Below are 13384 nucleotides of genomic sequence, written 5' to 3' on the forward strand. Positions count from 1 at the left end.
GGGCCTCGCATGGCTGACGACCAGGCCCGCGGCTAGCGTCGTACTAAAATTCCAGGCTTGTTTGGAGCTGGACCGGAATATCCCCAGGCGTACCTGCGGGCCCACCGGCTCCCCGGACGTTCCGGGAACAACACGTGAGGACCCGATGGCAGCCCTCCAGCAAGGCCCCGCACTCGCGTTGTCCGACGACGAGGTGCGTGCGGAGTTCGGTGACCAGGCTCGCTTCTCCGCCTCCTCGGCCGCCTCGCCGCGCACGCTCGTCGACATCCTCGACGCCTCCGTTCGGGCGTACCCCGACGAGCCCGCTCTCGACGACGGCCGGCGTGCCCTCACCTACCGTGCCCTGGCCGCCGAGGTCGAGGGCATACGGTGGCGGCTCGCTGAGGCCGGGGTCGGTCTCGGCGACCGGGTCGGCGTGCGGGTCCCGTCCGGCACGAACGAGCTGTACGTGGCGATCCTCGGCGTCCTGGCGGCCGGTGCCGCCTATGTTCCGGTGGACGCCGAGGACCCCGACGAGCGGGCCGAGCTGGTCTTCGGCGAGGCGGACGTGCGCGCGGTCGTCGGGGCCGGGCAGGAGCTGACGGTCACCGGCCGCTCCGAGGTCCCCGCCGGACGGCCCGGCGTCGAGCACGACGCGTGGATCATCTTCACCTCGGGCTCCACCGGCAGGCCCAAGGGCGTGGCCGTGAGCCACCGCAGCGCCGCCGCCTTCGTCGACGCGGAGGCCGACCTCTTCCTCGCCGAGGAGCCCATCGGCCCCGGCGACCGGGTCATGGCGGGCCTCTCCGTCGCCTTCGACGCCTCCTGCGAGGAGATGTGGCTGGCCTGGCGGTACGGCGCCTGCCTGGTGCCCGTGCCGCGCTCCCAGGTACGCAGCGGCGCCGACCTCGGGCCCTGGCTGGTCGAGCAGGAGATCACCGTCGTCTCCACCGTGCCGACCCTCGCCGCCCTGTGGGAGCCCGAGACCCTGAACGAGGTCCGGCTGCTGATCTTCGGCGGCGAGGCCTGCCCGCCCGAGCTGACGCAGCGGCTGGTGACCGAGGGCCGGGAGGTCTGGAACACGTACGGGCCGACCGAGGCGACCGTCGTGGCCTGTGCCGCGCTGCTGACCGGCGACGAGCCCATCCGTATCGGGCTGCCGCTCAACGGCTGGGAGCTGGCGGTCGTCGACGAGGCCGGCGAGCTGGTTCCGATGGGCGGCAGTGGACAGCTGGTGATCGGCGGGGTCGGACTCGCCCGCTACCTCGACGCCGAGAAGGACGCCGAGAAGTACGCGCCGCTCACGTCGCTGGGCTGGGAGCGGGCGTACCGCAGCGGTGACCTCGTCAAGGCCGAACCCGAGGGGCTGATCTTCCTCGGGCGGGCCGACGAGCAGATCAAGCTCGGCGGACGCCGGATCGAGCTGGGTGAGGTGGACGCCGCGCTCCAGGGATTGCCCGGGGTCGCGGGCGCCGCCGCCGCCGTGCGGACCGCGCGCGGCGGCAATCAGCTCCTCGTCGGCTACGTCGTCATCCAGGAGGGCTGGGACCGGGCGGCCGCCGTCGAGAAGCTGCGCGCCGAACTGCCCGCCGCCCTGGTGCCGCTGATCGCCCCGGTCGACGACCTGCCGACCCGGACGTCCGGCAAGGTCGACCGCAACGCGCTGCCCTGGCCGCTGGAGGGCCTGGATACCGGCGGTGCCAAGGAGCAGCTCTACGGCACCGAGGCCTGGCTCGCCGAGCAGTGGAGCGAGGTCCTCGGCATCCCCGTCGGCAGCTCCTGCGACGACTTCTTCGCGATCGGCGGCAGCAGTCTCGCCGCCGCCCAGCTCACCACGCGGCTGCGCGACCGCTACCCGAGCGCCGCCGTGCTCGACATCTACCAGCAGCCCGTCCTGCGCAAGCTGGCCCGGCACCTGGAGAAGTCCCGTCAGGACGACGGCGCCGAGCGGACCATCGCGCCGGTCCCGCTGCGCGCCAAGCTGATCCAGCTGCTGGTGCTGATCCCGCTGTTCAGCCTGCTCGGGCTGCGCTGGACCGTGGCACTGGCGGCGGTCGGCAACGTACTGCACCGGTTCGGTCCGTATCCGTGGGCGCCGGGCACCTCGTGGTGGCTGGTGGGTGCCGGTGCGCTTGTCCTCTTCAGCCCGCCGGGGCGGCTCGCCGTCGCCGCGGGCGGTGCGCGGCTGCTGCTGCGCGGGGTGAAGCCCGGCCGGTATCCGCGCGGTGGGAGCGTCCATCTGCGGCTCTGGACGGCCGAACGGCTCGCCGGGTTCAGCGGCGCGACCTCGCTGACCGGATCCTGGCTGGAGCGGTACGCCCGTGCCCTGGGCGCCAGGATCGGCCAGGACGTGGATCTGCACTCGCTGCCGCCGGTGACCGGCATGCTCAAACTGGGCCGGGGTGCCGCCGTCGAGTCCGAGGTGGACCTGTCGGGGTACTGGCTGGACGGTGACCGGCTGGAGATCGGCACCGTGAAGGTGGGCGCCGGTGCCGTGGTCGGAACCCGCAGCATCCTCTTCCCGGGCGCCCGGGTCGGCAAGCGCTCCGAGGTGGCGCCGGGTTCCGCCGTGGCGGGGCAGATTCCGACCGGGCAGAGGTGGGCCGGCGCGCCCGCGGTCAAGCTCGGCAAGGCCAAGCGTGTATGGCCCAAGGACAGGCCGCAGCGCGGCACGTACTGGCGGGCGATGTACGGCGCGACCGGGTTCGCGCTGAGCGCGCTGCCCGTGCTGGCCTCCGTCGCCGCGCTGCTCGTGATCCGGGTGTTCGTGAGCACGGACGCGGGCCTCGGTGAGGCGTTGCGCGGCGCCGTACTCGGCCTGGTGCCGGCGACGCTCGCCTTCGGTCTCGCGTACGCGGTGCTGCTCCTGGTCTCCGTACGGCTGCTCAGCCTCGGCCTGCGGGAGGGCACGCATCCGACCCACAGCCGGATCGGCTGGCAGGCGTGGACGGTCACCCAGCTGATGGACCGCTCCCGGGAGGTGCTGTTCCCGCTGTACGCCGGGCTGATCACGCCGGTGTGGCTGCGGCTGCTGGGTATGCGCATCGGCCGGGGCGCCGAGGTGTCGACCGTGCTCGCGCTGCCGAGTCTCACGACGGTCGGCGAGGGTGCGTTCCTCGCCGACGACACACTGACCGCCCCGTATGAGCTCGGCGGTGGCTGGATGCGCATCGGGCGGGCCGAGATCGGCCGCCGGGCGTTTCTCGGCAACTCCGGGATGACCGCTCCGGGCCGCAGTGTGCCGGACGGCGGTCTGGTCGGTGTGCTGTCGGCGACGCCGAAGAAGGCGAAGAAGGGCACCTCGTATCTGGGGCTGCCGCCGGTGAAACTGCCGCGTTCCGCGCAGAGCGGCGATCAGAGCCGTACCTACGACCCGCCGGCCCGGCTGCTGTGGGCCCGAGGTCTGGTGGAGCTGTGCCGGCTCGTGCCGGTGCTCTGCTCGGCGGCGCTGGCCGTGCTGACGGTCGCCGCACTGTGTGCGCTGGGCCCGTGGGCGTGGGCGTTCTCGGGGGCCGTGCTGCTCGCGGTGGGCGTGCTCGGTTGCCTGGTCTCCATCGTGGCGAAGTGGCTGCTGGTCGGCCGGCACCGCGCCGGTGAGCATCCGCTGTGGAGCGGTTTCGTGTGGCGCAACGAGCTGGCCGACACCTTCGTGGAGGTCGTGGCCGTGCCGTGGCTGGCGGGAGCCGTGCCCGGTACGCCGCTGATGACCGCGTGGCTGCGCGGGCTGGGCGCCCGGATCGGCAGGGGCGCGTGGGTCGAGAGTTACTGGCTTCCCGAGACGGATCTGGTGACGCTCGGGGACGCGGCCACGGTCAATCGGGGCTGTGTACTGCAGACCCACCTCTTCCACGACCGGATCTTGCGGACGGATACTGTGGTCCTCCGTGAGGGCGCCACCCTGGGCCCGGGCGGAATCGTCCTGCCCGGCAGCACCGTAGGGGCCCGTTCCACCCTGGGTCCCGCGTCGCTCGTGATGGCGGCGGAGTCCGTTCCCGACGACACCCGCTGGCTGGGCAATCCGATCGAGGCCTGGCGTTCATAGAAGACGTGACCTGATCGGATACGAAGGGCGGTACAGCGGTACGTCGAGCACAGGGCAGGGAGCAGTCGCAGCAGTGAGCGTTCAGCAGACAGCCGGATCGGACCCCTATTTCCCGGCCAACGGCGATGCCCGTTACCGGGTGCACCGGTACGAGCTCTCGCTGGACTACCGCCCCGGCCCGAACCGGCTCTCCGGCACCGCGCGGATCAACGCGATAGCGGGCCGCTCGCCGCTGACCGAGTTCCAGCTGAACCTGGCCGACTTCCGGATCGGCCGGATCCGTATCGACGGCAAGGCGCCGCACTACACGCACCGGGGCGGCAGGCTGCGGGTCCGTCCGCCGAAGCCGGTCCGGTCCGGCGCCGCGTTCACCATCGAGGTGCACTGGTCGGGCAACCCCAAGCCGGTCAACAGCCCCTGGGGCGGACTCGGCTGGGAGGAGCTGGAGGACGGGGCACTGGTGGCGAGCCAGCCGATCGGCTCGCCGTCCTGGTACCCGTGCAACGACCGGCCGGCCGACAAGGCCTCCTACCAGATCTCGATCACGACGCCGTCCTCCTACGCGGTGGTGGCGGGCGGGCGCCTGCTGACGCGGACGACGAAGGCGTCGACGACCACCTGGGTGTACGAGCAGTCGGCGCCGACCTCCAGCTATCTGGTGGGCATGTCGATCGGCAAGTACCAGACGGTGCTGCTCGGCGACCCGGGCCTCGGGGGCGTACCCCAGTCCGGGCATCTGCCGGCTCAGCTGCTCCCGGAGTTCTCCCGGGACTTCGCACGGCAGCCCGCGATGATGGAGCTGTTCGAAAGCCTCTTCGGGCCGTATCCGTTCGGCGAGTACGCGGTGGTGGTGACCGAGGAGGAGCTCGACGTCCCGGTCGAGGCGCAGGGACTGTCGCTGTTCGGCGCCAACCATGTCGACGGGACGCGGGGTTCGGAGCGGCTGATCGCGCATGAGCTGGCGCACCAGTGGTTCGGCAACAGCGTGTCGATCGCGGACTGGCGGCACATCTGGCTGAACGAGGGGCTTGCGAAGTACGCCGAGTGGCTGTGGTCGGAGCGCTCCGGCGGACGTCCGGCGCGTCAGCTGGCCGCCGCGGCGCACCGGAAGCTGTCCGCGCTGCCGCAGGACCTGCTGCTGTCCGACCCGGGACGCAAGCTGATGTTCGACGACCGGCTCTACGAGCGCGGCGGGCTCACGGTGCACGCGATCCGCTGTGCGATGGGCGACGAGGCCTTCTTCCGCATGCTGCGCGGCTGGGCGACCCTGCACCGGGGCGGCGCGGTCACGACGTCCGCCTTCGCCTCGCACGTCTCGCGCTACGCGGCCGAGCCCCTGGACGACCTCTTCGCGGAGTGGCTGTACGGGACGGCGCTGCCGCCGCTGCCCGCGCCCGTGCCAGAGATGCCGGTGCCGGAGATGCCGGCCCGGCCCGCCTATCCGCCCACGAACACCGACCCGGCGCGGGTCCGGGGAGACTGACACGATGACCAGCCGTTCCTGTCCTTGCGGGCTCGCCGGGCCGTACACGCGGTGCTGCGGGCGCTTCCATCGCGGCGAGGCCGCGGCGCCGACCGCCGAGGCGCTCATGCGGTCGCGCTACTGCGCCTTCGTGAAGGAGGACGAGGGGTACCTGCTGCGGACCTGGCATCCGCGGACGCGGCCCGCCCGGGTGGAGTTCGACGCCGGGATGCGGTGGACCGGCCTGGAGATCCTGGACACGGGTCAGGGCTCGGCGTTCCACACCGCGGGGACCGTGACCTTCCGGGCCTCCTACCGGGGCGGCTCGCTGCACGAGCGGAGCCGGTTCGAGCGGGTGGACGGGGCCTGGGTGTACGTGGACGGGGAGTTCCTCGACTGAGCGGCGGGGCGCACCGGCGGAGTGCGCGGACCCGCGGACCGGCAGAGTGCGCCGACAGTCAGGGTGCCAGGATGTCCAGCTCCTGGAGCGCGCCGACCGTGATCTCGCGGGTGAGCTGCTCGGCGCGGCGCGCGTCGCCCTCGCGGACGGCCTCGGCGAGCTGGACGTGCAGGGTGACGGCCGCGGGGTCGGGGTCCTCGAACATGACCTCGTGATGGGTCCGGCCGGACAGGACCTCCGCGACGACGTCACCGAGACGGGCGAACATCTCGTTGCCCGACGCGTTGAGGATCACCCGGTGGAAGGCGACGTCGTGGAGGAGGTATCCCTCCAGCTGCTGCCCGCGTGAGGTGGCGACCATGCCGAGCGCGCACTCGGTGAGTTCGGCGCACTGTTCGGCGGTGGCGTGCCGTGCGGCCAGTCCCGCGGCGACCGGTTCGATCGCCGAGCGCAGCACGGTGAGCGAACGGAGCTGGTGGGGGCGGTCGGCGCCGGCCAGCCGCCAGCGGATGACCTGGGGGTCGTAGACGTTCCACTCGGACTTGGGGCGCACCGTCACGCCGACGCGGCGGCGGGACTCGACCAGGTACATCGACTCGAGCACCCGGACCGCCTCGCGCATCACGGAGCGGGACACCTCGAAGCGCTGGGCGAGTTCGTCGGTGCGCAGAACGCTTCCCGGTGGGTAGTCGCCCGCTGTGATGGCCGGCCCGAGGGATTCCAGTACGTGTCCGTGCAGTCCCCGGCCCCGTGTGGTCATGGGGCCAGCGTACGAGGATGGAGCCGAGAACAAAAAGTCAGACTTATATGTCACACACTCTTGAATTCGTCGTACCTAATGCGTTTCAGTGGCGTCGACATCAGATGTCGACGAAGACAGCGAGAGCGCGATGCAGCACAGTCCCACCCCCCATGTCGTCGTGGTCATGGGCGTCGCAGGCACCGGAAAGACCACCATCGGTCCGTTGCTCGCGGCCCGGCTCGGCGTTCCGTACGCCGAGGGCGACGACTTCCACCCGCAGGCCAACATCGCCAAGATGACGGCCGGGACGCCGCTGACCGACGAGGACCGCCGGCCCTGGCTGGACTCCATCGGGCGCTGGGCGCACGACCGGGCCGGGCTCGGCGGTGTGGTCAGCAGCTCGGCGCTGAAGCGCAGTTACCGGGACCGGCTGCGGGCCGCGGCACCCGGGGTCCTCTTCGTCCACCTCACCGGTGACCGCGAGCTCATCGAGAACCGGATGTCGCACCGCGAGGGGCACTTCATGCCCACCGCGCTCCTCGACTCGCAGTTCGCCACGCTCCAGCCGCTGGCGGCGGACGAGGCGGGCGTCCGGGTGGACGTGTCCGGCGGCCCCGACGAGATCACCGAACGGGCCGTGGCCGCACTGGACGGGCTCGCCCCGCCCCAGGGGTGAGGCCTCCTCCGGGGTGACGCCGCACCCTCGCGGTGAGGCCCTCCCCCGGCGGTGACACCGCGCCCTCGCGGTGACGTCATCCCCCGGCGACAGCGCCCGCGCTTCACCGCACCGACCCGTCCCGCGAAGCGGCGGTGCCTTCTCCACCCCTGCCTTCCGTCCGGAGGGCCTTCTTCGCGTACCCCCTCCCCCCGCGTCCGTTTCTCAAGCAAGGGAACCACCGTGACCAGACTCAGTGTCGAGATGCTGGCAGCGGACACCGTCGAACCGATCACCTCGGCGGGCCACGCTCAACTGGGCATAGCCGTGCTGGCGGGCATCGCCGTCATCGTCCTGCTCATCACCAAGTTCAAGCTGCACGCCTTCCTGGCCCTGACCATCGGCTCGCTGGCCCTCGGCGCGTTCGCCGGTGCCCCGCTCGACAAGGTCATCATCAGCTTCACCGGCGGACTCGGTTCGACCGTGGCCGGTGTGGGGGTCCTGATCGCCCTCGGCGCGATCCTCGGCAAGCTGCTCGCCGACTCGGGCGGCGCCGACCAGATCGTCGACACCATTCTCGCGAAGGCCGGCGGGCGTGCCATGCCGTGGGCGATGGTGCTGATCGCCTCGGTGATCGGTCTGCCGCTGTTCTTCGAGGTCGGCATCGTGCTGCTGATCCCGGTGGTCCTGATGGTCGCCAAGCGCGGCAACTACTCGCTGATGCGCATCGGCATCCCGGCGCTGGCGGGCCTGTCGGTGATGCACGGTCTGATTCCGCCGCACCCCGGCCCGCTGGTCGCGATCGACGCGGTCCACGCGAACCTCGGCATCACCCTCGCTCTCGGTGTCCTGATCGCCATCCCGACGGTGATCGTCGCCGGTCCGGTGTTCTCGCGGTACGCGGCCCGCTGGGTGGACGTCCAGGCTCCCGACCGCATGATCCCGCAGCGTGCCTCGGAGGACCTGGAGAAGCGCCCCAGCTTCGGCGCGACCCTCGCCACCATGCTGCTGCCGGTGGTCCTGATGCTGGCCAAGGCGCTGGTGGACATCGTCGTCGACGACCCGACGGACATGACGCAGCGCGTCTTCGACGTCGTCGGAGCGCCTCTGATCGCCCTGCTCGCGGCCGTGATCGTGGGCATGTTCACCCTGGGCCGGGCGGCGGGCTTCACCAAGGACCGCATCTCGACGACCGTCGAGAAGTCCCTCGCCCCCATCGCGGGCATCCTGCTGATCGTCGGCGCGGGCGGCGGTTTCAAGCAGACCCTGATCGACTCCGGCGTGGGCCGGATGATCCTGGAGATCTCCAAGGACTGGTCGATCCCCGCGCTGCTGCTGGCCTGGCTGATCGCGGTGGCGATCCGTCTCGCGACCGGTTCGGCGACCGTCGCCACCATCTCGGCGGCCGGTCTGGTCGCGCCCCTCGCGGCCGGCATGTCGACCACCCACACCTCGCTGCTCGTCCTCGCGATCGGTGCGGGCTCGCTCTTCTTCAGCCATGTCAACGACGCCGGCTTCTGGCTGGTGAAGGAGTACTTCGGTCTGGACGTCGGTCAGACCGTCAAGACCTGGTCCGTCATGGAGACCATCATCTCGGTGGTGGCCGGAGGTCTGGTGCTGCTGCTGTCCCTGGTCATCTAGGAGCTGCCGGCCGCGATCGGCCCGTGGGAGCGCCGGACCCGGCGCTCCCACGGGCCGATCGTCGTCGTCACGACCCGCTCACGGCCGCCACAGCGGATGTTCCCGGTCGGCCCACTGCCGGCTCACCGATCCCGTACGCAGCCCGCGCCGCGCCTCCGGGTCGCCCAGCGCCATGCCGATGTGGCCCGCGAGAACGATCCCGACGGTGAGGGCCAGCCAGTCGTGGACGAAGGTCGCCGAGGTGCGCCACATCAGCGGGGTGAGGTGGGTGAACCACATCAGCAGGCCGGTGCCCAGCATCACCAGCGTGGCCCCGGCGATCCAGGCGGCGTAGATCTTCTGTCCGGCGTTGAACTTGCCGGCGGGGCGGGACTCCCGGTCCTTGTCACGGCGCAGCGCCGCCCGCAGCCACACCCGGTCGTGCGGGCCGAAGCGGTTCAGGAAGCCCAGGTCGCGGCGGAACGCGCGGGAGGCCAGGCCGGCCAGGACCGGCACCGGAAGCATGAGACCGGCCCATTCGTGTACGCGGACGACGAGTTCGCGGCGGCCGACCAGTTCGGCGAACTGGGGGATGTAGAGGCAGGCCGCGGTGGCCACGCACACACCCATCAGCAGGGCCGTGACCCGGTGCACCCAGCGCTCGGCCCGGCTGAAGCGCCGTACGCGGGAGGAGTGCGCGGACACGGCCGGGGTGTCGTCAACTCGTGGGTTCATCGTCGCGTCCGTTCGAACGGCCGACCCAGGCGTCGACGTCGTAGCCCCGGTTCTCCCAGTACCCGGGACGGACGTCCTTGGTGACGGTGATGCCGGAGAGCCACTTGGCGGATTTGTAGAAGTACATCGGGGCGACGTAGAGGCGGGCGGGGCCGCCGTGGTTGTGGCCCACGGGCTTGTCCTGCATGCGCAGGGCCACCAGGACGTCCGGGCGGCGGGCCTGACGCAGGGTGAGGCTCTCCGTGTATGTCCCGTCGAAGCAGGTGAAGCGGATCGCCCCGGCCGAGTGGTGCACCCCGGCGGCGTCGAGGAGGTGGGACAGGCGTACCCCCTCGAAGGGGGTGCCGGGCACCCGCCAGCCGGTGACGCACTGGACGTCGTGCACCAGCCGGGTCTGGGGCAGGGCGCGCAGGTCGGCGAGGGTGTAGCTGGTGGGGTGGTCGACCAGGCCGTCGACGGTGAGACGGTAGTTCGTCTCGTTCTTGTGCGGAACGGAGGAGGCCACCGAGTAGTAGCGGAAGCCGCCGCCGTTGGGCAGCAGCCCCGTCAGACCGGTGGGGTCCTTCTCTGAGGCGCCGGCGAGGAAGGCCTCCATCCCGCGCTGGAGCGTGGGCGCGGTCAGTACGCCGAGGGCGCCGAATCCGAGCGTGCCGAGCAGTACCCGTCGGCCGATCGGCCTGCCGTGTTCCCCGGGATCATCGGATTCTTCGGGAGCCCGCGGCTCGGGCCGCTCCGGCTCCCGCGGCTCGGGCCGCTCCGGCTCCAGCGGCTCCGGCCGCTCCGGTTTCCGCGATCGCGGTCGCTCCGGGTCCGGTTCCCCGGGCCGTTCAGTGTTCACCCATTGATTCGAGCACCCGCGACCCCCAAAAATCCAGCGGTGGCGGGTGCCCGTCAGCGTTCCGTCATCTCTTCTCACGTCCTGTCCGGGACGAAGGGCCCCGGAGAGGACGTGAGGGCCTCATCAGGAGGCGGACTCGGCCGCCTTGTCCAACTGGAACGCCTCGTTGCCGAGGCCGATCCGGGCGTGTGCCTCGGGCTTGCGGGAGCGCAGTACGAGTCCCTGGACCAGTCCGACGACCAGGGCGACCCCGATGACGGCGGGCAGCAGCAGGTTCAGGGCGGAGTCCGGGCCCGCGCCGACGAGCACGTCGAAGTCCTTGATCGTGTAGACCGCGATGACGAGCAGGGCGATGCCCGCGATCGTGGAGGTGACCAGACGCCAGGCCTGGGCGCGGGCCGCGCCGCGGCGGACGAAGAACACGACGACCGAGAGCGAGGCGGACGCCATCAGGAGGGTGACGCCGAGCGCTCCGACGTTGCCGCCCCAGGTGAACAGCTGCAGCACGGGCGCGGTCGGGTCGCCGGTCGGCTTGTCGTCGGCCAGGGCGAAGCCGCCGACCACGACCAGGGAGACGACGGTGTGCAGGAGCGAGCCCGTTCCGGGGGCACCGCTGGCGCCGGAGGTGCGGCCGAAGGCGGTGGGCAGCAGACCCTCGCGGCCCATGGCGAAGGCGTAGCGCGCCACGACGTTGTGGAAGCTGAGGAGCGCCGCGAACATGCCGGTCACGAACAGCACGTGCAGGACGTCCGTGAAGGTGGCGCCGAGCCGGGACTCGGTGAGGAAGAACAGCAGCCCGGCGCTCTGCTTCTGGGCCGTCCCGACGATCGCGGAGGGTCCGGTGGCGACGGTGAGCGCCCAGGAGCTGATCGCGAAGAAGACCGCGACGAAGCCGATGGCGAGGAACATGACGCGCGGCACGAGGATGTGCGGGCGGCTGGTCTCCTCGGCGTACACCGGGGCCTGTTCGAAGCCGGTGAAGGCCGCGATGCAGAAGCACAGCGCGGTACCGACGCCCGCGCCGGTGAGCGTGTCCGGGTTGAAGGCGTGCAGCGACAGACCCTCACCCGCCGGGTCGCCGACGGCCGCCACGTCGAAGACGACGACGAGCGTGACCTCGATGACGAGCAGCACGCCGAGCACCCACGCGTTGACGTCGATCTTCAGCCAGGCCAGCGCACCGACGGCGAGCACGGCGGCCAACGCCGGTATCCACCAGGCGACTTGGGTGTCGAGGTAGGTGGCGAACAGACCGGAGACCTCGAAGCCGAAGAGTCCGTAGATGCCGACCTGGAGCGCGCTGTAGGCGACGAGGGCGACCGCGGCGGCGCCCGCTCCCGGGGTGCCGCCGAGCCCGCGCGAGATGTAGGCGTAGAAGGCGCCCGCGTTGTGGACGTGCCGGCTCATCTCGGCGTACCCGATGCTGAAGAGCACGAGGACGATGCCGAGGATGACGAAGAGCAGCGGCTGTCCGACGATGCCCATCACCGCGAATGTAGCGGGCATGACACCCGCGACCACCATGAGCGGGGCGGTCGCCGCGAGGACGGACAGCAGCAGCCCTCCCGTGCCCAGCCGGCCGGCGCGCAGGGCGCGGTCCTGTCCCTTGAAGGTGCTGATGCCGCCGTCATCGGCGGCGGGTCTGCCCGTGCTCGACGTACTCGATGTGCTCGAACTGCCCGTCGTCATCGCGGGGTCGTCCTTTCGGGGGTCAGGTCTTCGGGGGCGTTCACCCCGTGCCGAGCACGCTGTCGCGCGCGGCACGGAACGCTTGGTACGGATCGCGGTCCGGGTAGGACCAGGGAGCCGGGGTCGCGTGCTCCCCGATGCGATGGAACAGGGCGGCGGCCTCGGCGTCCCTGCCCTCGCAGACCTTGGCGTGGGCAAGGAAGTTGAGGTCGACGAGCCGGCGGGGATGACTGTCGTGCTCCCACTCCAGCCACCAGTCGAAGGCGGCCTTCATCACCTGGCGGGCCCGGCGCCCGGCCCAGTGCCCCGAGGCGATCGGGTCGGCGGCCTCGTTCCCGGAGCCGGCGAGCACACGGAAGCGCTCGGCGTGCGCGACGACCGGAAGGATCGCGAGCGGAGAGTCGGCGGGCCCTTGTTCGGCCGCCCAGTTGGCGAAGTCGTACACCTCGTGCAGAGGGTCCTGGCCCGCCGCGGCGCGGCGCTCGGCGAGCCGGGCGACCATCAGGTGGTGCGCGTGGTGATGGCCGACGTGCCGGTGGCGCACCTCGTCGAAGAGCCGGACCACATCCTCCTCGGTGCCGAGCGAGCGCTCCAGGAGGAGCAGACCGAGCCAGGGGGTGGGGTCGGCCGGGGCGAGTGCCGCCGCCGTGCGGCAGGCGTCGCGGGCGTGCTCCGGGCGCGCCTTGCCGTGCAGGGCGCGTTCCACGGTGGCGCAGCCGAGGAGTACGGCCGCGTCGGGGGACTCCGGTTCGGCGAGTTGCCAGTCGCGGGCCCAGGCGAGGGTCGCGGACTCCTGCGCGAGGACGGTGACGCGGTGTCCGCGGCGGTCCCAGTCCTCGCCGGTCGCCGCGAGCAGGGCGCGGACATCGGTCCACCGGCCCTGGTTCAACGAGGCGCGTGCGGCAACGAGTTCGGCGTCGTCGAGGGCGGCGTCGAAGGCCTGGGCCGCCCGCTTGCGACCGCGACCCAAAGGAGGTGGGGGTGGTGACACCGCTGCTCAACCTCACAGGCGCGGTTCGTCAAAGTGTGATCACGCACAGCAAACCCGGAGCCACAGGTTCAAGTCAAGCTCCGGCCACCCGCTACACGTGTCAACTGCCCCTGTATGCGACACAGTTGACAGACACCGCCCGACAACGCCCTGAACAGCCGCCTTGTCCCCGCGACGTGAAGGGCCCGCTTGTGCCCACATCCCCAGCCGCCGCGCTGTCCTGATGACAAC

General features: G+C 71.5%; 10 protein-coding genes. 5 read left to right on the forward strand and 5 right to left on the reverse strand.

Going from position 1 to position 13384, the window contains the following annotated elements:
* The first annotated feature begins 145 nt into the window (after window positions 1–145).
* The 3 genes from ACWD68_RS24920 to ACWD68_RS24930 all read left to right on the forward strand — a co-directional run bounded on the left by ACWD68_RS24920 (window position 146) and on the right by ACWD68_RS24930 (window position 5883).
* On the forward strand, window positions 146–4021 hold the full coding sequence (locus ACWD68_RS24920; RefSeq protein ID WP_451808657.1) for a Pls/PosA family non-ribosomal peptide synthetase: 3876 nt from the start codon (window positions 146–148) through the stop codon (window positions 4019–4021).
* Between the two features lie 73 nt (window positions 4022–4094).
* A complete protein-coding gene (locus tag ACWD68_RS24925; RefSeq protein WP_451808658.1) occupies window positions 4095–5504 on the forward strand; it encodes a M1 family metallopeptidase in 1410 nt (469 codons plus the stop codon).
* 4 nt (window positions 5505–5508) lie between these two features.
* Window positions 5509–5883, forward strand: coding sequence for a YchJ family protein (locus ACWD68_RS24930; protein ID WP_451808659.1), 375 nt, complete (start codon window positions 5509–5511; stop codon window positions 5881–5883).
* A 58-nt stretch (window positions 5884–5941) separates the two neighbouring features.
* On the opposite strand, the gene ACWD68_RS24935 is transcribed toward ACWD68_RS24930, so the two are convergent.
* Window positions 5942–6643: a FadR/GntR family transcriptional regulator gene (locus tag ACWD68_RS24935; protein WP_451808660.1), complete on the reverse strand. Its 702-nt coding sequence runs from the start codon at window positions 6641–6643 to the stop codon at window positions 5942–5944.
* A 130-nt stretch (window positions 6644–6773) separates the two neighbouring features.
* Between ACWD68_RS24935 and ACWD68_RS24940 the strand changes: the two genes are divergently transcribed.
* A complete protein-coding gene (locus tag ACWD68_RS24940; RefSeq protein ID WP_451808661.1) occupies window positions 6774–7301 on the forward strand; it encodes a gluconokinase in 528 nt (175 codons plus the stop codon).
* A gap of 222 nt (window positions 7302–7523) precedes the next feature.
* Entirely contained in the window at window positions 7524–8921 is a 1398-nt protein-coding gene (locus tag ACWD68_RS24945; RefSeq protein ID WP_451808662.1) for a GntT/GntP/DsdX family permease, read from the forward strand.
* Between the two features lie 78 nt (window positions 8922–8999).
* Here ACWD68_RS24945 and ACWD68_RS24950 read toward each other — a convergent pair whose 3' ends face one another.
* The 4 genes from ACWD68_RS24950 to ACWD68_RS24965 all read right to left on the reverse strand — a co-directional run bounded on the left by ACWD68_RS24950 (window position 9000) and on the right by ACWD68_RS24965 (window position 13153).
* On the reverse strand, window positions 9000–9635 hold the full coding sequence (locus tag ACWD68_RS24950) for a cytochrome b/b6 domain-containing protein (protein WP_451808663.1): 636 nt from the start codon (window positions 9633–9635) through the stop codon (window positions 9000–9002).
* On the reverse strand, window positions 9619–10401 hold the full coding sequence (locus tag ACWD68_RS24955) for a molybdopterin-dependent oxidoreductase (protein WP_451808707.1): 783 nt from the start codon (window positions 10399–10401) through the stop codon (window positions 9619–9621). Before ACWD68_RS24955 ends, ACWD68_RS24950 begins: the two co-directional genes overlap by 17 nt.
* A gap of 195 nt (window positions 10402–10596) precedes the next feature.
* The gene (locus ACWD68_RS24960; RefSeq protein ID WP_451808664.1) at window positions 10597–12162 is read right to left on the reverse strand and encodes an APC family permease; all 1566 of its coding nucleotides are present in this window, start codon (window positions 12160–12162) and stop codon (window positions 10597–10599) included.
* 40 nt (window positions 12163–12202) lie between these two features.
* Window positions 12203–13153: a hypothetical protein gene (locus ACWD68_RS24965; protein WP_451808665.1), complete on the reverse strand. Its 951-nt coding sequence runs from the start codon at window positions 13151–13153 to the stop codon at window positions 12203–12205.
* Window positions 13154–13384 lie beyond the last annotated feature (231 nt).

The sequence above is a fragment of the Streptomyces sp. NPDC005141 genome (assembly GCF_053599975.1).

Excerpts from the sequence above, each read along its gene's own strand:
- ACWD68_RS24950 (WP_451808663.1), bottom strand. The coding sequence starts at position 9,635 with ATGAACCCACGAGTTGACGACACCCCGGCCGTGTCCGCGCACTCCTCC.
- ACWD68_RS24930 (WP_451808659.1), top strand. The coding sequence starts at position 5,509 with ATGACCAGCCGTTCCTGTCCTTGCGGGCTCGCCGGGCCGTACACGCGG.
- ACWD68_RS24920 (WP_451808657.1), top strand. The coding sequence starts at position 146 with ATGGCAGCCCTCCAGCAAGGCCCCGCACTCGCGTTGTCCGACGACGAG.
- ACWD68_RS24940 (WP_451808661.1), top strand. The coding sequence starts at position 6,774 with ATGCAGCACAGTCCCACCCCCCATGTCGTCGTGGTCATGGGCGTCGCA.
- ACWD68_RS24935 (WP_451808660.1), bottom strand. The coding sequence starts at position 6,643 with ATGACCACACGGGGCCGGGGACTGCACGGACACGTACTGGAATCCCTC.
- ACWD68_RS24960 (WP_451808664.1), bottom strand. The coding sequence starts at position 12,162 with ATGACGACGGGCAGTTCGAGCACATCGAGTACGTCGAGCACGGGCAGA.